General features: G+C 45.0%; 21 protein-coding genes. 4 read left to right on the top strand and 17 right to left on the bottom strand.

Annotated elements, in window-relative coordinates; all coding sequences use genetic code 11:
- Nucleotides 1–66: 66 nt before the first annotated feature.
- The 4 genes from FKN88_RS15385 to fabR form a co-directional block, all read right to left on the bottom strand.
- Nucleotides 67–279 (bottom strand): UvrD-helicase domain-containing protein, encoded by a 213-nt coding sequence (locus tag FKN88_RS15385; protein WP_306687636.1) that lies wholly within the window; start codon nt 277–279, stop codon nt 67–69.
- Nucleotides 280–559: 280 nt separating this feature from the next.
- Nucleotides 560–1,819, bottom strand: a complete 1,260-nt coding sequence (locus FKN88_RS15380) for a site-specific integrase (protein WP_238104461.1) — start codon at nt 1,817–1,819, stop codon at nt 560–562.
- A gap of 256 nt (nt 1,820–2,075) precedes the next feature.
- A complete protein-coding gene (locus FKN88_RS15375; protein ID WP_040903607.1) occupies nt 2,076–2,438 on the bottom strand; it encodes a YijD family membrane protein in 363 nt (120 codons plus the stop codon).
- Entirely contained in the window at nt 2,438–3,079 is a 642-nt protein-coding gene (gene fabR / locus FKN88_RS15370) for an HTH-type transcriptional repressor FabR (protein WP_154169851.1), read from the bottom strand. Before fabR ends, FKN88_RS15375 begins: the two co-directional genes overlap by 1 nt.
- A 264-nt stretch (nt 3,080–3,343) precedes the next feature.
- Between fabR and sthA the strand changes: the two genes are divergently transcribed.
- Complete coding sequence (sthA, locus tag FKN88_RS15365) at nt 3,344–4,744, top strand: Si-specific NAD(P)(+) transhydrogenase (protein WP_040903606.1); 1,401 nt, start codon at nt 3,344–3,346, stop codon at nt 4,742–4,744.
- A 64-nt stretch (nt 4,745–4,808) separates the two neighbouring features.
- Here the strand turns inward: sthA and dinF are convergent, their stop codons facing one another.
- From dinF to lexA, 3 genes are all read right to left on the bottom strand, one after another.
- Nucleotides 4,809–6,146: an MATE family efflux transporter DinF gene (dinF, locus tag FKN88_RS15360; protein WP_154169848.1), complete on the bottom strand. Its 1,338-nt coding sequence runs from the start codon at nt 6,144–6,146 to the stop codon at nt 4,809–4,811.
- 110 nt (nt 6,147–6,256) lie between these two features.
- Nucleotides 6,257–7,075: a class I SAM-dependent methyltransferase gene (locus tag FKN88_RS15355; RefSeq protein ID WP_115152674.1), complete on the bottom strand. Its 819-nt coding sequence runs from the start codon at nt 7,073–7,075 to the stop codon at nt 6,257–6,259.
- A gap of 78 nt (nt 7,076–7,153) precedes the next feature.
- Complete coding sequence (gene lexA, locus FKN88_RS15350; protein ID WP_004393945.1) at nt 7,154–7,780, bottom strand: transcriptional repressor LexA; 627 nt, start codon at nt 7,778–7,780, stop codon at nt 7,154–7,156.
- Nucleotides 7,781–8,071: 291 nt separating this feature from the next.
- Between lexA and plsB the strand changes: the two genes are divergently transcribed.
- Nucleotides 8,072–10,498, top strand: coding sequence for a glycerol-3-phosphate 1-O-acyltransferase PlsB (plsB, locus tag FKN88_RS15345; protein ID WP_154169846.1), 2,427 nt, complete (start codon nt 8,072–8,074; stop codon nt 10,496–10,498).
- A 93-nt stretch (nt 10,499–10,591) separates the two neighbouring features.
- Here the strand turns inward: plsB and ubiA are convergent, their stop codons facing one another.
- Nucleotides 10,592–11,449 carry a 4-hydroxybenzoate octaprenyltransferase gene (gene ubiA, locus FKN88_RS15340; protein ID WP_154169844.1) on the bottom strand — a complete coding sequence of 286 codons (858 nt, stop codon included), beginning with the start codon at nt 11,447–11,449 and terminating at the stop codon, nt 10,592–10,594.
- Nucleotides 11,450–11,989, bottom strand: a complete 540-nt coding sequence (locus tag FKN88_RS15335) for a chorismate lyase (RefSeq protein WP_154169842.1) — start codon at nt 11,987–11,989, stop codon at nt 11,450–11,452.
- 166 nt (nt 11,990–12,155) lie between these two features.
- On the opposite strand from FKN88_RS15335, the gene FKN88_RS15330 reads away from it, so the two are divergent.
- Nucleotides 12,156–12,563: a flagellar basal body-associated protein FliL gene (locus tag FKN88_RS15330; protein WP_154169840.1), complete on the top strand. Its 408-nt coding sequence runs from the start codon at nt 12,156–12,158 to the stop codon at nt 12,561–12,563.
- A gap of 40 nt (nt 12,564–12,603) precedes the next feature.
- On the opposite strand, the gene glpG is transcribed toward FKN88_RS15330, so the two are convergent.
- The 6 genes from glpG to ftsY form a co-directional block, all read right to left on the bottom strand.
- Nucleotides 12,604–13,443: a rhomboid family intramembrane serine protease GlpG gene (glpG, locus tag FKN88_RS15325; RefSeq protein WP_154169838.1), complete on the bottom strand. Its 840-nt coding sequence runs from the start codon at nt 13,441–13,443 to the stop codon at nt 12,604–12,606.
- Between the two features lie 5 nt (nt 13,444–13,448).
- On the bottom strand, nt 13,449–13,769 hold the full coding sequence (glpE, locus tag FKN88_RS15320) for a thiosulfate sulfurtransferase GlpE (protein WP_154169836.1): 321 nt from the start codon (nt 13,767–13,769) through the stop codon (nt 13,449–13,451).
- Nucleotides 13,770–14,159: 390 nt separating this feature from the next.
- Nucleotides 14,160–15,017 (bottom strand): RNA polymerase sigma factor RpoH, encoded by an 858-nt coding sequence (gene rpoH / locus FKN88_RS15315; protein ID WP_004393939.1) that lies wholly within the window; start codon nt 15,015–15,017, stop codon nt 14,160–14,162.
- 136 nt (nt 15,018–15,153) lie between these two features.
- Complete coding sequence (gene ftsX / locus FKN88_RS15310) at nt 15,154–16,119, bottom strand: permease-like cell division protein FtsX (protein WP_004393938.1); 966 nt, start codon at nt 16,117–16,119, stop codon at nt 15,154–15,156.
- Nucleotides 16,106–16,783 carry a cell division ATP-binding protein FtsE gene (ftsE, locus tag FKN88_RS15305; RefSeq protein WP_004393937.1) on the bottom strand — a complete coding sequence of 226 codons (678 nt, stop codon included), beginning with the start codon at nt 16,781–16,783 and terminating at the stop codon, nt 16,106–16,108. Before ftsE ends, ftsX begins: the two co-directional genes overlap by 14 nt.
- 104 nt (nt 16,784–16,887) lie before the next feature.
- Nucleotides 16,888–18,054, bottom strand: coding sequence for a signal recognition particle-docking protein FtsY (ftsY, locus tag FKN88_RS15300; RefSeq protein WP_154169834.1), 1,167 nt, complete (start codon nt 18,052–18,054; stop codon nt 16,888–16,890).
- Between the two features lie 212 nt (nt 18,055–18,266).
- On the opposite strand from ftsY, the gene rsmD reads away from it, so the two are divergent.
- A complete protein-coding gene (gene rsmD / locus FKN88_RS15295; RefSeq protein ID WP_154169832.1) occupies nt 18,267–18,872 on the top strand; it encodes a 16S rRNA (guanine(966)-N(2))-methyltransferase RsmD in 606 nt (201 codons plus the stop codon).
- Between the two features lie 75 nt (nt 18,873–18,947).
- On the opposite strand, the gene FKN88_RS15290 is transcribed toward rsmD, so the two are convergent.
- Nucleotides 18,948–19,538 (bottom strand): YhgN family NAAT transporter, encoded by a 591-nt coding sequence (locus FKN88_RS15290; RefSeq protein ID WP_004393933.1) that lies wholly within the window; start codon nt 19,536–19,538, stop codon nt 18,948–18,950.
- 61 nt (nt 19,539–19,599) lie between these two features.
- Nucleotides 19,600–20,235, bottom strand: coding sequence for a lysoplasmalogenase (locus FKN88_RS15285; RefSeq protein ID WP_170904976.1), 636 nt, complete (start codon nt 20,233–20,235; stop codon nt 19,600–19,602).
- Nucleotides 20,236–20,373 lie beyond the last annotated feature (138 nt).

Below are 20,373 nucleotides of genomic sequence, written 5' to 3'. Positions count from 1 at the left end.
GCTCGATAGGTAAAAGAGAAGTGTCCAACCGTTGGGGTCCACTTCTGGTTCCCAGGTACATTTCATTCACATTGAAATCCGTGTCTTGAGTTCCTGAGCTGCTTTCTCCGTGAACGTAACAACAAATAGTTGTTCTGGGGCTGCATGATGCACATTGATAAGGTTGATGATGCGCTCAACTAGCGTGTAGGTTTTACCAGAACCAGGACCAGCTATGATTAGAAGCGGTCCTTTGTAGTGGTGTATTGCTATTTGTTGATTTTTATTAGGAGAAGACATGAAAAACCTAGCCATATTTACTTTATGACTTGTTATATCAACAACCAAAACAAAAGTATAAATTAAGTATTATATAGTGTGATGGGAAAGTGATAACGAAACACACCTGAATGAAAGCTATGTAAGCTTGCATCCCTGCTTATTAAAGTTCCTGATTACTCACCCTTTCAACTCCGCTGAAAGTGTCTGTATTTAAATTCTTGTGATGGAGCGGTAAAATTGCCAGACTAGGCTGAGGCTTACCCCCCTAAAAATTACACTAACTTAGGGTCACCATGACTCAAACAGATTTTATTTTTCCCAACGGAACAACGTTTTCTACAACTAACGATTGCAACTTCTCCCCCCATGCTTGTAATACCACCAGCTGCTCTTTAAGATAATCGTGATGGTTGTATACCCGCAACATGCCTGGTAGCTGGTGGCCGACCGTCTTTTCAATCGCCACAATGTCTAACCCCATTTCGCTGCAACGGCTGATAAACGTTCGGCGCAAATCGTGCGGCGAGAAACGCTCAAAATCATCCGGTAAGTTACGTTTGATTAGCGCACGTACCGCTGCTGGCTCTTGAACCTTATCGACCAAAAGCTGAGGCCAAACAAATTTCCATTTGCTGGGTACACTCTCACGCTGCTCTTTAAGCAGTGCCAACAGGTAATCGCTTAATGGTACTTTCCGACTCTCCTGGCTTTTGGTGTGGCGCTCCTCAGAGCTGGCAGGTAACAACCATACCTTTTCTTGCCAATCTACCTCACTCCAGCACATTTCAAGCACAGCACTAATACGTTGCCCACAACCAAGCAAATACTGCATTAGACGGACGTTAGAGGGCTCTGTACGCCAAGAAGGCAAACTAGTTAGCAATGTCTTCAACTCTGAAAAGCTCAAATTGCGCTTGGTGACTTTAGAGCCACCACCGACATCCTTGGATTTCAAATGTGGTGCAGGGTGAGCGCCGAGCATATTCAAAGCCAGTGCATGGTTGATCACCTGATTGATGATTTTGTGGCATGCTCCAATCGCACCCGCCTTTCTCTTACCACTCTCATCAACCTTGGCATCAAACACTTTATTGAGATCATGAATTCTCAACTCTTCTAGTTTGATGTGACCAAGAAATGGTTTTATATCCCGGATGTAGATTGCCCTCGCTTGTTCACCTCGTAGCTGCTTGGACAAACGCTTCTCGTCAAAACTGGCGAAAGCATCGTCAAAGGTTTTCGCTTCCTCTTGCTCGCGCTGCTCTCGCGCTAGTTCCTGCTTCGGATTCTTATTATTTTCCAGCCAACTGCGGTAACGCCCCGCTTCTGTTCGAGCCTGTTCAAGTGTCATCCCCGTTTCCGGTTTCAACTTAACATACCGCCCCATGGTGATTTTTTCGTGTTTTTTGCCAACCTGAAAGCGAAAGATCCAAGTCATTGTGCCCGTTGGGCGAACACGAATATTCAATCCTTCAATTTTCTTATCTGGAACTAAGTATTCTTTGTCTTGTGCTTTCAATGATTGCAACGTGGCATTGGTGCTAATTCGCTTGGTCATGGTTTAAAAACCTCTGCATTTCTGGGTACGGCTCTGGGTACGGCGTCGGGTACGGGGAAAGACGAGTTTTCATTGTACGACTAAAGACCTCCTTGGACAAGGAGTGGTAAAAATATCAACAAAAACAATAAATTAAAATTCAAACCTGGACTTTATAAGACGCCACAAGATTCAGAGTTCTATTTACCCACCACATGGAAGCAGGTGTGATGCTAGAGCGTAAAGCATAAAAGAAATTAACGAGCCTAGCGGCTCGTTAATTTTTGCGTCCGATAAAACCGAGCTTTTTACCAATCCACCACAAAAGCCCTAATACCACAATCACTGAAAACAGCATTGAACCTGAATCGGGGTATTGAGCCTTCATAAACGCCGAGTGGCCAAAAGCTCCGACAAAAAAACAGGCTAAACCAACCAACGGAATATCGTCTGCTACTGGATGACGTAAATAGTCTTGGTATAACATTTGTACCGACAACACGAGGGCAATCAGTGGAAAGAGGGAGAAAGAGACCTCGCTGATCGTCAGCCATGATAAAAGTGCGTCACCGCACATGCCACTAATTAAGGCAAGCAGCAATGTTTTACTATTGGAAGTGGGTGATGTTTCGTTACTCATTACTCTATCCCATTTTTTAGTCGATTACGTTCACGCTCTTTGCGATACCAAAGGGCTCCTTTTGCCATCATACGCAACTGCATGATCAGTCGCTCAGACAATTCATCACGCGCTTGTCGTTCTAGATCTAATGCTTGCGCGCCGGAGCTAAAGACTAACGTCACTGACGCTTCAGCTTGGATGACCGCTTCTTCTCGTCCCATACCGGTATTAATCAGGTATTCGGTCAGCTCAGCAGAAAAATGTTGAATTTCACGCACTACTGCAGCGCGAAACTCAAACGAAGTGCCAGAACGTTCGCGCAACAGTAAACGAAACACATTAGGACTACTTTCAATAAATTCCATAAAGGTTTCCACTGACGTACGTATGACACTGCCCTCTTTAACTATTCTCTGCCGCGCTTGACGCATCAGTTGACGTAGCAGTAATCCACCTTCATCAACCATGGTCAACCCCAACTCATCCATGTCTTTAAAATGTCGATAAAAAGAGGTGGGGGCAATCCCAGCTTCGCGTGCGACCTCACGTAAACTTAAATTAGAAAAGCTGCGATCCGCACTCAATTGGCTAAACGCTGCGTCAATCAATGAACGACGAGTTTTTTCTTTTTGTAGCGCACGAATTCCGGTAGATTTCATACTGAACCTATTCTCATAGCCTTATCATCAACCGCATACTATAACGCGAAACGCACCATTGTCGATCCCAGCTTGCATAGCAGTGTCTGCATTTTCTCAACCATTCAACAACACAAAAATACCACACTTAAATTCTCCAGCCGCTATCCTATAAAATGTCGTGATCCTAAACACCCTATCGGGGAAATGAGATTTACCTAGCAACACAATCAGTTACAATCTCGCTACAGCACTGATAAGCATCGATAACAACAAGGATATCCTATGACACAGAAGCACCAGTTTGACGTTATCGTCATCGGCAGCGGACCTGGCGGAGAAGGCGCAGCAATGGGATTAGCCAAAGCTGGCATGAATGTCGCGATCATAGAAAAGGAAAGCACCGTCGGCGGCGGTTGTACACACTGGGGAACCATTCCCTCGAAAGCTTTACGTCACGCCGTCAGTCGAATCATTGAATTCAACAGTAACCCGCTGTTTTGTAAAAACAACACCAGCATACACGCCACATTTTCATCCATTCTCGGTCATGCAAAAACCGTTATCGATAAACAAACTCGCTTACGACAAGGCTTTTATGACCGAAACCAATGTAGCTTAATTTTTGGTAGCGCCGAATTTATCGACCCTCACACTGTCGCAGTTCATAAACACGATGGCAGCATCGAGCACTATCAAGCCGATAAATTTGTGATTGCCACTGGCTCTCGACCTTACCAACCGAATGATATCGATTTTACCCATCCTCGGATCTACAACAGCGATTCGATTTTAAATTTAAAACACGATCCACAGCATATTATTATTTATGGTGCAGGGGTGATTGGTTGTGAATACGCCTCTATTTTTAGAGGGTTAGGCGTAAAGACCGACCTGATCAATACTCGTGATCGCTTATTGGCTTTTTTAGATAATGAAATTTCTGATGCGCTCTCTTACCACTTTTGGAATAGTGGCGTGGTGATTCGCAACGATGAAACCCATCAGAAAATTGAAGGTACTGATGATGGCGTGATTGTCCACTTACAATCGGGTAAAAAGATGAAAGCGGACTGCTTGTTGTACGCTAACGGTCGTACGGGTAATACCGATCAACTGAATTTATCAGCGGTTGGTCTCGCCGCCGACGCCCGTGGTCAATTAACCGTCAACCACAATTATCAAACCGATGTCGAGCACATCTATGCGGTTGGGGATGTGATTGGGTACCCAAGCCTTGCCAGTGCTGCTTACGATCAAGGCCGTTTTACCGCCCAAGCGATTACTCAGGGCCAAGCGGTGAATAAGTTGATCGAAGATATCCCAACGGGTATCTATACCATCCCAGAAATCAGTTCAGTTGGAAAAACCGAACAAGAACTTACCGCAGCGAAAATCCCTTACGAAGTAGGACGATCCTCATTTAAGCATTTAGCACGCGCACAGATCTCTGGTAAAGATATCGGTAGTTTAAAAATTCTCTTTCATCGCGATAGCAAAGAGATTTTAGGTATTCACTGCTTTGGGGAGCGCGCGGCAGAAATCATCCACATTGGACAAGCAATCATGGAACAAAAAGGCCCTGCTAATACCATCGACTATTTTGTCAACACGACCTTCAATTATCCCACCATGGCTGAAGCTTATCGTGTTGCCGCGCTCAATGGATTAAACCGCTTGTTTTAACCATGGTTGATGACGGCGACTTAAACAAAAGAGTCGTCGTCAGTTTAAGCTGTCTCTTCCTAAGCTAGAGAAAATCGCCTCGCTGCCACTGGCGCTTTAATACCCAACCTAAACTCAGTCCACGCAATGCCATAAACGTTAACATCGCTAGCCATAAAGCGTGGTTTTGCCAAGCAGAGAAAAGTATAAACACCAGAAAAAAACCACTGGCGGCAATAAACATGCTGTTACGCATCTCTCGCCCTTTCGTGGCACCAATAAATATCCCATCGAGTAAAAAACACCACATCGCCACCAGCGGCATCGCGACTAACCACGGCAGATATTCCTGAGCCGTCTGCTGTACACTTGGAATAGACGTAATTAAACCAATCAGGTTCGAGCCTGAGAACGCAAAGACGGCCGTTAGCCCAAGGCAAATTAGTAAGCTCCAAAACGTACTGCCAATAATAGAAGCTTTAAGTTGCGACGGGCTTTTCGCTCCTACCGCTTTGCCCACCATCGCCTCAATCGCGTATGCAAAACCATCCATGCCGTAAGAGATCATCATCAAGAAGCTCATCAGCACCGCATTCGCAGCGACAACTTGATCACCAAAAGCCGCGCCTTGAAACGTCATAAAACTAAAGGCAGCCTGCAAACATAACGAACGCAAGAAAATGTCACGATTTAAACGTACAAAACGACTCATCCCTTGAGTACTTTGCAATAATAAAGCCCAAGGTGATGGTAAACCTTTAGCACGCCAAAAGCGCCAGACACACCATAAACCAAAAGCCATACCAAGGTAATCGGCGATCACTGAAGCCAACGCGACGCCAGAGACTTTCCAACCAAAACCGAGCACAAACAGGACATCGAGCACAATATTGGTCAGATTGGTGATGATCACCATCCACATTGGCGCTTTAGCATTTTGCGTCCCCAATAACCAACCAAGCAGCACAAAGTTGATTAATACGGCCGGCGCACTCCAAGCTCGAATCATAAAGTACTGCTGAGCATAATGTTTCACTTGCTCACTGGCTTCACTTAAGGCAAAAACGCCTTCACCAATCAAACGGTGCAGTAACAAAAAGACCACCGCAAATCCAAGAGACATCAGCACGCCCTGTACCCAGACTAAAGCCAACTGATTACGGTCATCAGCGCCATAGGCTTGTGCTGTTAATCCGGTCGTCGACATGCGTAAAAAGCCCAATAACCAGAAAGAAACGCTGATCAGCATGCCCCCAAGCGCGACGCCACCGAGATACCATGCGTGCTGTAAATGACCAATCACCGCCGCATCGACCAAGCCAAGCAATGGAATGGTAATGTTGGACAACACCATAGGAATGGAAAGCAGTAAGACTTGACGATGAATGGTGCGGTTGGTAAGAATTTGGACTAGCGACGCCACATAGAAACCCTCTTAAGATCGGCCATCCAGTGTACCGAAAATAATCAGCATTCCCAAGTGATGACGACGGACAGCGCTCAATGAGCATCAATCCCAATAACGCCAAGACATTACCAACGCACTTGGACCACCACGGGGGTTAGGCGATGTTTGAATCCGTTGATTTTACTCACCAAACGTTGCCAAAGTTTCCAGCGATGGCAATGGCGGTCAAGGGGCGATAACAGCAAGGCGCTATGTGCCCAAGGCAAAGCATTGAGTATCGCTTGATCCGGTTTAGCAAAACCATGTTGATAATGACCAGAGCCCATTTTTTGTCCAAGACGTGTCATAGTTTTATCACCCGCCAGAACTAAACAAGCGCGAGCATTAACGAAATGCAGCCCCAACGCACGAATAAAAGAAGAAATCTGCTTTGCGTGGCAGTCTAATAACGCATGTTCACATAAGATCAATACCGGAGCCGAATCAGGAATGATTAACCGCTCTAACCAGTCAAGATTATCGACACTACCGCAGCAATGCTGATAACGCTCACTACGATGAAACAGTTTTTGCCGCCATAACAAATGCTCACTCACATCGACTTCCACCCAGTGACAGCGCCCATTATCGACTCGGTAAAAACGCGTATCTAAACCAGCGCCAACATTAATGATCCAGCCATCAGGATGGGTCGCTAAAAAACGATGAATTTGCTGATCGCACAGTCGAGCCAGCGTAACATGCAATAGCTGTTTTTGCGGAATGTCGCCCGCGAGACAGTCTGGCGCAAGGTGACAACGCTGACAGGCACGAGCGGCTATCGGATCATAGACCAAGCCATCATCGACGAAACTTTCACGGCTACGCAACCAAAGCGGCTGCAGTAAACGAGTGGGTACTTGATAACGTGGTGATGAATGAGTGTACTTAGAGGGCATTATCATCTTCCTTATGTCACCATAAAAAGATGATAATGAATATCAATTAGATTGGCAAGCTAATGCGTGATATTTGAGCAGGGGTCACATCCAATCGGTATTACGGATAATCCCAACGGCAATCCCTTCAATCGCTAAATCTTGACAAGTTAAGTCAACTTCAATCGGTGCAAAAGCGTCATTCTCAGCATGCAGCCACACTTTCGCGCCTTTACGCTCTAAACGTTTGACCGTCACATCTTCTTCGACACGAGCGACAACAACTTGCCCATTACGCACATCCTGAGTTTTATGAACCGCGAGCAAATCACCATCCATAATACCAATGTCCTTCATGCTTTCCCCCTGAACACGGAGTAGAAAGTCGGCTTGAGGCCGAAACATACTCGGATCAACATGATAATGCGCTTCGATGTGCTCTTGCGCGAGGATCGGTTCACCAGCCGCGACTCGGCCGATCAAAGGTAAACCAAGATCTTGCTCAGCATCATTGGCTGCCCCTACTAAAATACGAATCCCACGTGAAGCACCGGGAACAATTTCAATCACTTGTTTACGAGCGAGAGCTTTTAAGTGCTCTTCTGCCGCATTGGCTGAACGAAATCCCAGTTCGCGAGCGATTTCAGCGCGAGTGGGTGGCATTCCGGTTTCTTCGATCTTACTTTTAATTAGCTCGAAGACTTGTTGCTGGCGTGGCGTTAACGGCTTCATGACTCACCTGTCTTTTTATACAGTTAACTGTGAGTATATCCAGTAATTCACGAAAAGCAAAGTGGATTGCTGCTTTTTTGATTACTCCACCGCCCGTCACGGCTGGGCAGTGTTTCGAACAGGAATCATGAAACAAATCAAACCTCTAGTAAGCAATCAACTGACATGACGGAATAGTATTAAAAGGTTTGACCAGTTTCTGGTATTCTTGCGCTTCAAAAAAAGACACCGACTCAAATCGATCGCTCTCGGTTTGAGTTTTAGTACAGCATCTTGAGGCCTTGAACTCTTATGTCTTCCGGACACTCATTTTCTCGCTCTTTATTAAAATTACCGCTATCGGTAATGGTAAAAGGCACGGCGATCCCATCGAACCCGATTGATGATTTAGCCATTGATCTGCATAAACCGATTGTTTATGTCTTACCGTTTCGCTCGAATGTTGATCTACTGACGTTACAAACTCATGCGCTCAATGCGGGGCTCCCCGACCCACTGACCCCACTGACCATTAATGGTCAAACGCTAAAACGTTATGTTTTTATCGCTTCTCGTCCAGCGCTACTGCAAGACGACCATAATGTGCCTAACGAATCGATTACTACCTTTTCTGAACTGTTAGCCTTACATAAGCATGATTCTGAATTGGATGTTCAAATGATTCCTGCAAGTGTGCTATGGGGAAGACGTCCGGGTAAAGAGGGACAAGAAAAACCTTACTTACAAGCTCTAAACGGGTTACAAAAAGCCATCGCCGTGGTGATCTCTGGACGTGACTGTTTGGTCCGTTTTAGCCCTGTAGTTTCATTGCGTTACATGGCCGATGCTCACGGGACCGATAGTTCAATTGCCCATAAACTCGCACGAGTGGCACGCATTCACTTCTCTCGTCAAAAATTAGCCGCTTCCGGCCCTAACTTACCTCAGCGTCATCAGTTATTTTCAAGACTAATGACCTCCCCTGCGATAGAAAAAGCGATTGTCGATGAAGCCAACCGTAAAAACATCTCATTAGAGAAAGCTCGTAAAGAAGCGCATAATATTTTGGATGAGATCGCCGCCGACTTTTCATACTCTTTAATCAAAAAAGGGGATCATGTTCTTGGCTGGCTATGGAATCGCATTTATCAAGGGCTGAACATCAACAACGCGGCCACGGTACGTCGACTCGCTCAAGATGGTCATGAAATTGTCTATGTTCCTTGTCATCGTAGCCATATGGATTATCTTCTACTCTCTTATGTGCTCTATCACGAAGGGTTAGTTCCTCCGCACATTGCCGCGGGCATTAATTTAAACTTTTTCCCTGCCGGACAAATATTCCGCCGTGGCGGAGCATTTTTTATCCGTCGGAGTTTTAAAGGCGATCCTCTTTATTCGACGATTTTCCGCGAATACCTGGCAGAATTGTTTGCTAAAGGCTACTCGGTAGAATATTTCAGTGAAGGTGGCCGATCACGTACCGGGCGTTTACTGCAAGCCAAAACCGGTATGTTAGCAATGACCATTCAAGCCATGCTGCGTGGCTTGAACCGTCCTGTAACCCTAGTGCCCGTCTACATTGGCTATGAACACGTGATGGAAGTCGGCACTTACGCCAAAGAGCTGCGCGGTAAACGCAAAGAAAAAGAGAATGCAGGCTTAGTGTTTCGCACGCTACGTAAACTACGTAACTTTGGCCAAGGCTACGTTAATTTCGGTGAGCCAATCCCTCTTAATCACTATCTTAATGAACATGCACCAGAGTGGACTCAAGACATTGATGCCATGGGGGGCAGCAAACCCCAATGGATGATGCCTATCGTTAACCAATTAGCGACCAAAATGATGACACACATTAACGATGCTGCTGCCGCCAATGCGATGACCTTGTGTGCGACCGCATTATTAGCCTCAAGGCAACGTGCATTAGCTCGGGACAATTTGGTCAAACAAATCGATTGTTATTTAGCGCTACTACGCAATGTTCCTTACTCGACGACCTTTACCGTACCTAGTGATAGCGCAGAGAAATTGGTCACCCATGCTGAGTCGTTAGATAAGTTTTTGGTTGAAACCGACAGTATTGGCGACATTATCTCATTAGATCGTAACCAGTCGATTTTGATGACTTATTATCGTAATAACATCATTCATTTACTGGCACTACCATCGCTAATTGCGCAGATGCTGATCCGTCAGCAATCATTATCGATCAGTGCTATCCAGCAAACCGTTGCTCAAGTCTATCCTTTCCTTAAGCAAGAACTATTTTTAAGCTATGCCGAACATGAATTGGATGAAATTGTTGAGCGTTACCTATCCGAGCTTGAGCGCCAACACTTAGTGACGATTGAACAGCAAACGGTAACCATCAACCAAGCCCAGACACAAGTCTTGATGCTCCTTGGTCGAACGATTTCCGAAACACTGCAACGTTATGCGATTGCCTTGAATCTACTGGTTGCTAACCCAGATTTAGCCAAAACGGATCTCGAAGCTAAGAGCCAAGAGATTGCTCAACGGCTGGGACGACTGCATGGGATTAATGCGCCAGAATTTTTTGATAAAGGTGTTTTTTCGGCGCTGTTTGTCACTTTAACCGAACAAGGCTACTTAGGTCATGATGGTTATTGCCAATTGGAAAAAACTCAGCAGTTTGCCGATGCGCTTTACCTGATGCTCTATCCTGAAGTCCGTTTAACCATTCAAGAGAGTATCTGTCAGGTCGAGTGGTAATGAGTTAACGTCATCACGGTTACAGACGCTGGTTATCACTGACCCAATAACACTAAGGCATCCCACGGGATGCCTTAGTCGTTGATCATCGAGTTACCACCACAGTGAGAGTATTAACCCCAATGTAATGACCATACCGACATAGTTATTGTTCAAAAAAGCATGAAAGCAAGGCATACGTTGTCGATGACGAATTAAATGCTGCTGATACACAAATAAACCACTGGCAATTAAAATCGCCCAGTAATAACTGGCTCCTAGCGAATAAACCCAACCCAGTGCGATCAATAAAACGATCGTCATCAGTTGCAACACACCAATGATCGCTTTATCACGACGACCAAATAAAATCGCGGTGGATTTCACTCCAATCAACAGATCGTCATCACGGTCAACCATCGCATATTGAGTATCATAAGCAATCGTCCATAGCAGGTTTACCCCAAAGACTAACCAGATGATTGGAGGCAAGGCATTGGCTTGAGCGGCCCATGCCATCGGAATCGACCAGCTGAATGCTAAGCCCAGAAAAAGCTGAGGTACTTGAGTATAACGTTTCATGAAAGGATAGATGAAAGCCAGTAACACCCCGACTAAAGAGAGTTTTATTGTCAAAGGATTCATGGTTAGTACCAGTAAAAAAGACAGGATCACCAAGACTAAAAACAACCCAATCGCTTCCTTCTCACTCACTTTCCCAGTGGGTAACGGACGTTGAGCTGTGCGCTTCACATGCCCATCAACATGACGATCGGCAAAATCATTAATCACACAACCGGCGGAACGCATCGCAAACACCCCAACCACAAACACCACAAGTACGTGAAAATCCGGCATACCTTGCGCTGCTAAAATCAGCGCCCATAACGTTGGCCATAACAGCAACAACGAACCAATAGGTCGATCCATACGCATCAGTTGCCAATAGGCATGAACTTTTGCTTGGTTCATTTACACACTCTCCTTCGCGTAAATTGGGCAATCGGGCAAAAATAATTCAGCGACTAACATCGGTTTATGATTCATCCATAATCGTGAACGTCGCGCAAGTAACGGGCCATCTGAGGTCATCGCCCAGCCAACTTGTAATCCATCCCGTCGAACATGATCACTGTTAAAGACGGTAAGGCCAAGCGGAATATCCCCTTGTTGAGTCAAATCCTCTGGCTGATCTTGCAAAGAGCTTTGAGGAATGAGTGTACGACCGAAGACCCAGGGTTTAGTATCTCCGGCTAAAATAACCTGACGTAATAGACACGTTTCTGCCGTTAACCACGTCACTTCCGTAAAATCCAGTTGTGCAGGTTCCAGCCACTGGTTATGGTGCTGAATAATACTCAGTCGCTGACAATACTGAGCCATCAGACGCGATAACGACCCTTGCTCTAATAGCCAAGATTGGGCGTTATCCGTAGGATAAGTAAAATCTTCCGGCCATTGCCAATTAACTTGGCGTAATGAAGAAAGATAGAGCGGAGTCATTCTATTCATACTAGTATTCAATATGACGCTTAATCGTCATACAATAACGCCGACATGCAGGTAAACCGCGCAGCGTTCAGACTCTATTAAGCATTTTATTTACAATCAGATGCGCTATTGTAACAAGAGTCGGGCGATTCGAATATCGTGAACAGAAGAAAGAACAGGCACAACTATGCTTAAACGTTATCTAGTCCCAATAATGCTCGCCTTTGGCCTGCTAGCCCCCTACTCTGCGATGGCGAGTACGGAGAATAGAACTCAATTCGCCTATTTTACATTAGAGCCGGAATTGACCACCAACTTCCATACCCGAGGTAATCGTCTTGGCTATATTCAGGTCAGAATTGATATTATGGTCGCCAATAGTGCCGATCTACCATTAATCGAGCTCCATCAACCACTCATTCGTGATGCGGTCATTGAGCAGCTTGGTAAACAAACCGAGGATGCCATCCGCTCTCTTGCTGGCCGAGAAAACTTACGAAAAACCCTCGTCGAGGATTTAAACAATATCTTATTGCCTGAAACCGGACGTACACTGATCGCTGATTTACTGTTTACCAAATACATTTATCAATAAAACAGAGTCAACGAATCTCTCACGGTCATCGAACTATCGCTCAATGGAACGCTTTCGATGACCGACTTGCATCGTGTAAACCCAATAACATACCGCTAACTAATCCGACCAAGTGCGCCGTATTGGCGATCGCCATAAATGGCTGAACAAATCCCAACACCAACCAAATCAGCATAAAACCAATTAACGGTTTAGGCATCTCTAAACCAAGTTGAGGCGCTCGCCAGCCCAGCAGCCATAAATAACCCACCAAAGCATACACAACCCCAGATAAGCCACCAAAATTCGCGCCTTCCACCCAGTATTGTCCAGCACCAGAGAGAGCCGCAGCGATCAATGCTAGCTGGGTGAGTTTAAGACTACCAAGCCGCTTTTCAATATCACCGCCAAGCTGCCACCACCACAGTAGATTAAACGCAATATGCATGATGGAAAAATGCAGCAGCGCATGGCTAAACCAACGCCATAATTGCCATTGTTGACCCGCGAAAGCCGGAAAATGCAACGCCGCAAACACCTGACGAGCCAAACCAAGCTGTTGTAAAACAAAAATCCCGATGCAGACCATCATCACCAGTAATGTGATTGGCCCAGCTTTGGCTTTTACCAGTGATAGAAGACTCGGGGCTTGATAAGTAAACGGCGTTGGTTGAGTATTGGCTACCTGCCAAGAAGCCGCTTGATATTTACTGTCTTGAGGATAACGCAAGAAATGCTGTAGTTCGCTGTCGGTTTCTATTTGGTGCTGCTCATCGATGAGCCATAAAGAAACCTGACCACCTTCCTCTGGCTGCATCTGAATCTCGATATGCCGTGAGGCCATGTAATCAATGAAAGCTTGTGCCATCCGAGGATGAGCTAAGGTGATCAATTTTATCATTTGGGTTAACTCGTTGTTGTCGGTAAATGAGCGTGATGCCAGGCTTCAAAGCCTCCATCAATACTATACACCTGTTCAAAACCTTGGTTAACCAAGTATTGAGCCACACCTTGACTACTAATACCGTGGTAACACATGACTAAAATGGGCTGTGTGAATTCGTGCTCTTTAATAAAAGTATTGAGCGTGTCATTGGTTAAATGAAACGCATCCCGAGGATGAGCTAACGCAAAAGACTGCGGATCACGGATATCAACCAGCGTGGCCTCCGTTTGTTCAAGTAACTGTTGTGCACTGATAACATCAATATGTTGAAATGGGTCCATGAAGTGATTCTCGTTAAGCCATAATTAGTTAGCACACATTGTAACCTAACCCACATTGAACAAGTACATAACGACTGTGGGGTTATGCTCAATAATCTTCAAGCATTATATTGTGGATAATTCTGTGGATTGCGTTGATAAGGTATCTCAAGAGAAAATGATCCACTACATGTTGTGATGATCTTTATTTTTCTGTGTGTAAGAAAAACATATCCCCAAATAGAAAACAGCGTTCAAGCCTTGATTTATCGTCACTGATGATCATTCGTGATACTTTTCATCACAGAGTTATCCACAGAAAATCGACCCGACGTTGATCACTGTTTTCGATCCTAATAAAAAAGCCGAGATCGATTGATCTCGGCTTTCTGCTCATTGATTGTCTAGCGGTTAAAAATCACCGACCGCCTCTTTGAGCTTTTTCATCGCATTCTTTTCTAGCTGGCGAATCCGCTCAGCAGAAACTTGATAAAGATCCGCTAATTCTTGCAAGGTCGCCTTTTGGTCATCCAGCCAACGAGAGCGCACAATATGCTGACTACGTTCATCCAAACTTGCCAAAGCTAAACTAAGGCGATGATTGGTATGATTCTCCCAGTTTTGCGCTTCGATATTTTCCGCTAAATCCGATTGCTTATCTTCCAGATACAGCACTGGCGCAGTGTAAGCATTCGGGTTGTCGTCATCTTCAGCAGAAAATTCAAACGTTGAATCGAGCGCCGCTAAACGAGATTCCATTTCTCGAACTTCAGCAGGTTCAACCCCGAGTTCACGAGCAACGGTTTCAACTTCACCGTTATTAAACCAACCGAGACGCTTTTTCGATTTACGTAGGTTAAAAAACAATTTGCGCTGCGCTTTAGTGGTCGCAATTTTCACGATACGCCAGTTGCGTAACACGTATTCATGAATTTCGGCTTTGATCCAATGCACCGCAAAGGAGACCAATCTTACGCCGACCTCTGGGTTAAAGCGTTTCACCGCTTTCATTAAACCAATGTTTCCCTCTTGAACAAGATCCGCAATCGGTAACCCATAACCCGAGTAGCCACGAGCAACATGAACAACAAATCGAAGATGCGATAAGATCAACGTTTTCGCCGCTTCAATATCACCTGAGTAGTGCAACCGCTCAGCCAGTTCACGTTCCTCTTCAGCCGTTAGCATTGGGTAGCTGCTGACTGAACGGATGTAGCTATCTAAGCTATCTTGTGAAATAAGAGCCATTGGGTACGCTTGGTTAGTCATTCAAATCCTCATCAATCTGTGATTTTGAGTTAATTTTAACCTGACAATCTTGAACCGAAAATGAATTGGTTTCAAGCCTTGATTGCCGATAATTTTACTCTCAGCTCTGGGAGCCGATCAATAAGACCGCGCTATTTTATAGCGGTTCAATTTCTTTTAAATGCCGCTGCGCAGAAAGACGCGCCGCCAAACACCCCAACAGAGTTCCTAGCATCAGTAGCAATAACGACTCATCCCAATTAAGGCCAATCAATCGAAAACGGCTATCATAAAGTGTCGCTAATTCAGCCACAGCACCATTGAGGATAATGGTCACTAAAGCCGTTAACAGCCAAGCGGATAAGCTACCCAGCAAACCAAGCCACATCCCTGAATACAGGTAGGGACGTAGAATATAACTGTCCGTCGCGCCAATCAGTTTCATGGTTTGAATTTCATCTTTATTGGCTTGAACATTAAAACGCAAAGTATTACCGATGATCAAAAAGATCGATGACAACATCAGTATCGATAGACTAACCACGATGATCATCGCTAAATGTCGAATCGCATCTAACCTCGCTAACCAATCTTCATCTAATCTGACATCGGTGACGTTGGCTTGCTGACGAGCCTCCTCAGCAATCCGTTTGATTTGCTGATTGTCTTCAACACTAGGAGTAATGACGAGTACCCCTGGTAGGGCGTATTCATCCAGTAAACTAATGGCCTGATCAAACCCAGCATATTGACTGAGTTCAGCTAAACCTTGCTGTGGGGATATATAATCAACCAAAGCGATATCAGGGCGACTTTCTAACTGATCTTTTAATATCATCACCCGCGATTCAGGTGTCCCTTGTTGAAGATAAACACTCACTTGAGAAGGACTGGTGACATTCACCGCAACCGAAGCGATATTTTTCGTCAATAGATATAAGCTGGCCGGTAACGCTAACGCCATTGAGATCACCGCTAATGTAAGCAAATTACCCAGTGGACGTTGCCATAATGCCGAAAATGCCATTTTGGCTTGCTTACTATGAGTGGTAATAAAGCTGTCTCGCGGGGCTCTGGGATAAGGCTGGCTGCGTTTTTTAGGATTGACTTTATTGCTGACCATACTCTTCCACCTCACTCAAAAAGCCTTGGTTCAACTCAAAGTGACGATACTGAGGTCGAGATTGCACCAAGTTAATATCATGAGTTGCCAATAAAATCGTTACACCTGCGCGATTAAATTCTTCAAAGAGCCGTAAAATACGATTCGATAAATCAGGATCTAAGTTACCTGTCGGCTCATCCGCCAACAATAAGGTCGGCCGGTTCACTACCGCGCGAGCAATACCAACGCGTTGCTGCTCACCGCCCGATAATTGGCTAGGTAGACAACGGGCTTTGTCTAGTAAGCCGGTTTTATCTAATGCTGCTGAAACGCGCCGCTTGATATCTTGCTCTGCAATCGATTCGATACGCATGGGTAAAGCGACATTATCAAATACCGTTCTGTCCATTAGTAGGCGATGATCTTGAAACACAATCCCAATATTGCGCCGTAAAAAAGGAATGTCGCGGTTAGGAATACGAGTAATATCATGACCATTAAAACTAATTTTACCGTCACTGGGACGCTCAATCGCACAGATCAACTTAAGTAAGGTGCTCTTACCCGCTCCAGAGTGTCCGCCTAAAAAAGCCATTTCACCCCGACGCAGATGAAAATCGACTTTTTGTAACGCTTGCCGACCGCCACGATAAGCTTTACTGACTTGTTGAAACTTAATCACCCGTGATCCCTCTATGACACATAACACATCGCTGGCTAAAAATATTAACGGCGACAGGCAGGCCGGTCAGCCATGCATGATCGCCGGATTCAACACCGTAGTGGTTACTCTTCTCGGCTAAATAGCGCGTCGATAAATTCTTGGGTAACAAACGGACGCAAATCATCAATCCCCTCACCAACGCCAATATAACGGATGGGTATTTGAAATTGGTCAGCAATAGCAAAAATAACGCCGCCTTTCGCGGTGCCATCCAATTTAGTCAAAGTGATCCCGGTGAGTGGCGCGGCTTGGCTAAACAACTTGGCTTGGCTAATCGCATTTTGTCCCGTTCCCGCATCGAGAGTTAACATGATCTCATGCGGCGCTTGCGGATCAATTTTCTTCATTACACGGACAATTTTTTTCAGCTCTTCCATTAAATTGGCTTTATTTTGTAGTCGACCTGCCGTATCAGCAATCACCACATCAATACCTCGAGCTTTAGCAGCTTCAATCGCATCATAAATCACCGAAGCGCTATCTGCTCCCGTATGCTGAGCAATAACCGGAACGTGATTACGCTCTCCCCAGACTTGCAATTGCTCAACGGCCGCGGCGCGAAACGTATCCCCTGCCGCCAGCATGACTTTTTTACCTTGCGCTTGGAATTGTTTGGCTAACTTACCAATCGTTGTGGTTTTACCAACCCCGTTAACCCCCACCATTAAAATCACATAAGGCATGGTTTGGCTATCAATCTGCAACGGTTTTTCTACTTTGGCCAACATTTCTGCCATTTCTTGCTTTAATAACGCGTACAGCGCTTCACCGTCACGCAACTGCTGACGAGACGCTTTTTCGGTTAAACTGGTAATGATTTTAACCGTAGTTTCCATTCCTACATCAGCCATCAATAATTGCTCTTCAAGCTCCTCGAATAGCTGATCATCGATTTTTTTACCTTGAAACAACCCAAAAAAGCCAACGCCGATATTTGCTTTAGTACGACTTAAACTCCGTTTAAGACGCACAAAAAAGCTTTCACTCGGTTTTTCTTGCTCTTGAATTCTTGGCGGTATTTGTTCTGTTTCTGTTTCTGTTTCTGTTTCTGAAAAAGCGTCTGAACTGGCTGTTTCTTGTTCAACGGGTAAGATCGATGTGTCTAAAGCGGTACGCTCCGCTTCGGTTATTGACTGTGATTCTTTCTCTTCTACTACTGTTGTTGTGTTTGGTTGTTCATCCCCAAACCCTAACCATGACAATAAGCCACGTTTCTTTTTTTCCGTCATTGGGAGCTATCCTGAATTTGACATAACGATGACTCTTTTCTTGCAAGATTATCCTTTTAAGAAAAGAAAAATGACAAAGCAGTGAAAACTTTCTCGTTCGCTTGATAAACTTTGTCATAATATTGAATTCTGCTGGCTATTTATCTCAATGTTTAAACACAAGCTAAATAGATCAGTCATATAGTAACACTTAATTCACGGTCAAAAAATCTATGCTAAAACGTCGCCCGCAAACCCTATCACAAAAACGCCTCCCCAGTGGCCATGTTCGCATTATCAGTGGATTATGGCGCGGCCGAAAATTACCCGTGCATGACGCACAGGGATTACGCCCCACCACTGACCGAGTCAAAGAAACCGTGTTTAATTGGTTAGCGCAAGACATCGCAAAAGCAAAATGCTTAGATTTATTTGCCGGTTCAGGCAGCTTAGGATTTGAATGCGCCTCCCGTCAAGCAAACCTAGTGACCATGCTCGAACTCAACGGGGCGGCTTATCATCAGTTGATGAGTAACATCGCTCGCTTACAAGCCAATAACATCAATGCTGTGCATGGCGATACTTTGCAGTATCTCAAACAATCCGCCAGCGAATACGATGTGGTTTTTATTGATCCCCCCTTTCACCAAGGATTGATCAACCAAGTAGTACCGTTACTTGAATCCAACGGCTGGTTAGCAGAACAAGCGATTATTTATATTGAATGTGAAAAAGAACTCTCATTGGATGAACTACCTGACAACTGGCAACTGCATCGAGAAAAAACCGCTGGCCAAGTGTGCTACCGTTTATACCTCAGACAAGCGACGTCGGCATAACGTCACCGACGATCGCTATCATTTGGTGATGCAAGATAAATAGCGTTGATAGGGAGCGGAGCTATCTGCTCTCGATTACGCCATGCCCATGTAGCTTTTCACACCATTAAGGAACATTTGGGTCGAAATCATTACCAATAACAAACCCATTAAGCGCTCTACTGCTTTTAACCCGCGCTCGCCCAATACACGATGGAAGAAATTGTAGAACATTAAAATAACAAAAGTTCCTGACCATGCAAGAATCACCGCCGCAGAGAGCTCAAGCATATGTTGAGGATGCTGAGTTGAAAGTAAAAGTAGCGCGGCAATGACAGAAGGCCCTGCAATCATCGGGATCGCCATCGGTACTAAGAATGGCTCTTCTCCTGCCGCTAAACCTGTAATGCTACCCGCACTGGGAAAAATCATTTTAATCGCAATGATAAACAGAATAATGCCGCCAGAAATACTCAAGGTTTCAGGCTGAACATGCAAGAAACCGAGAATCGATCGCCCTGCAAACAAAAATAGCATCAGAATCACTAAGGCAAAGAACAGTTCGCGGATCAGCACTTTACGGCGACGTTTAGGATCAAGATGCTTAAGAATGGATAACACAACAGGCAGGTTACCCAGCGGATCCATGATCAAAAATAACATGGTTGCCGCCGATAAAATTTCCATAAAACCTCAATAGACACAGGGGGTGATAAATGGGTATGTCCGTGGCAAGGGAAAAGTTGAATTAAAAAAGCAAAACAACAGAAGCGACCATCAAAGATTGAGCGAGCAGATAACTCCCAGAAATCCAATATTGTCCCCAAGGTAAAGTGTGTCGATAGTCATGAATGGCCAATAATAACGCCGACAAAATAAACAGCAAGCTACCCACAAACCCTGCCAAAGATGCCAAAGAAGGGCGCTGCAGCAATACCTCACCGGACGCCCAAGCTAATTGTACCAGCACAAGCCCCATGATCGTAACCGGAAAAAGTAACGTATCGATTTGTGGCAGAAGAAGGAAAAAAGTCACAATGCTGGTTGCAATCAATAAAGCGGGCAGCCACCACACCATATTACCGGATAATTGAATCCAAAATGCTTTGCTATAACAGAGCTGAGCAAATAGAAAGCCTAAAAAGCACAATTTAGGTCGCAAATGAAACGTATGTAATCCATCCGCCAACATAGCAATAACTAGACCGGTGGTTATCCATATTGCAGGCATAGAACGAGAAAATAGTGGTTCAATGATCATCGCTAGTAGTAGTACTAAACTGACCATTTTAAACAATACGGCTTGCCGTCTATGATGGTTTTCCAACGCAGAAATGCTGATGAATCCCGATAATGCCACAGAAATCCAGCTCCACATGTCGATACCTCTTATCAATTCTGCCGCCAGTGTAGGCATGTCATCGATGAAGTCCAGAAGTGAACTGCAAAAATTGGATCTTGATTGCGATTCGATAGTGGTAAATTTACCATTGAAAGCTTATCCGCATCTCTACCTCGTTAA

The sequence above is a fragment of the Vibrio sp. 2017_1457_13 genome (assembly GCF_030851525.1).
In the GTDB taxonomy this organism is placed as follows: domain Bacteria; phylum Pseudomonadota; class Gammaproteobacteria; order Enterobacterales; family Vibrionaceae; genus Vibrio; species Vibrio metschnikovii.
The sequence above is the reverse complement of the archived record's forward strand: the minus strand, read 5'-3'. Positions and strand labels throughout refer to the sequence as shown.

Excerpts from the sequence above, each read along its gene's own strand:
- rpoH (WP_004393939.1), bottom strand. The coding sequence starts at position 15,017 with ATGACTAACCAAGCGTACCCAATGGCTCTTATTTCACAAGATAGCTTA.
- lexA (WP_004393945.1), bottom strand. The coding sequence starts at position 7,780 with ATGAAGCCGTTAACGCCACGCCAGCAACAAGTCTTCGAGCTAATTAAA.
- ubiA (WP_154169844.1), bottom strand. The coding sequence starts at position 11,449 with ATGAACCAAGCAAAAGTTCATGCCTATTGGCAACTGATGCGTATGGAT.
- glpE (WP_154169836.1), bottom strand. The coding sequence starts at position 13,769 with ATGGACCCATTTCAACATATTGATGTTATCAGTGCACAACAGTTACTT.
- rsmD (WP_154169832.1), top strand. The coding sequence starts at position 18,267 with ATGCTAAAACGTCGCCCGCAAACCCTATCACAAAAACGCCTCCCCAGT.
- fabR (WP_154169851.1), bottom strand. The coding sequence starts at position 3,079 with ATGAAATCTACCGGAATTCGTGCGCTACAAAAAGAAAAAACTCGTCGT.
- FKN88_RS15335 (WP_154169842.1), bottom strand. The coding sequence starts at position 11,989 with ATGAATAGAATGACTCCGCTCTATCTTTCTTCATTACGCCAAGTTAAT.
- ftsY (WP_154169834.1), bottom strand. The coding sequence starts at position 18,054 with ATGACGGAAAAAAAGAAACGTGGCTTATTGTCATGGTTAGGGTTTGGG.
- FKN88_RS15375 (WP_040903607.1), bottom strand. The coding sequence starts at position 2,438 with ATGAGTAACGAAACATCACCCACTTCCAATAGTAAAACATTGCTGCTT.
- FKN88_RS15355 (WP_115152674.1), bottom strand. The coding sequence starts at position 7,075 with ATGATAATGCCCTCTAAGTACACTCATTCATCACCACGTTATCAAGTA.
- plsB (WP_154169846.1), top strand. The coding sequence starts at position 8,072 with ATGTCTTCCGGACACTCATTTTCTCGCTCTTTATTAAAATTACCGCTA.
- FKN88_RS15385 (WP_306687636.1), bottom strand. The coding sequence starts at position 279 with ATGTCTTCTCCTAATAAAAATCAACAAATAGCAATACACCACTACAAA.
- FKN88_RS15330 (WP_154169840.1), top strand. The coding sequence starts at position 12,156 with ATGCTTAAACGTTATCTAGTCCCAATAATGCTCGCCTTTGGCCTGCTA.
- FKN88_RS15380 (WP_238104461.1), bottom strand. The coding sequence starts at position 1,819 with ATGACCAAGCGAATTAGCACCAATGCCACGTTGCAATCATTGAAAGCA.
- FKN88_RS15290 (WP_004393933.1), bottom strand. The coding sequence starts at position 19,538 with ATGGAAATTTTATCGGCGGCAACCATGTTATTTTTGATCATGGATCCG.
- sthA (WP_040903606.1), top strand. The coding sequence starts at position 3,344 with ATGACACAGAAGCACCAGTTTGACGTTATCGTCATCGGCAGCGGACCT.
- ftsX (WP_004393938.1), bottom strand. The coding sequence starts at position 16,119 with ATGGTCAGCAATAAAGTCAATCCTAAAAAACGCAGCCAGCCTTATCCC.
- glpG (WP_154169838.1), bottom strand. The coding sequence starts at position 13,443 with ATGATAAAATTGATCACCTTAGCTCATCCTCGGATGGCACAAGCTTTC.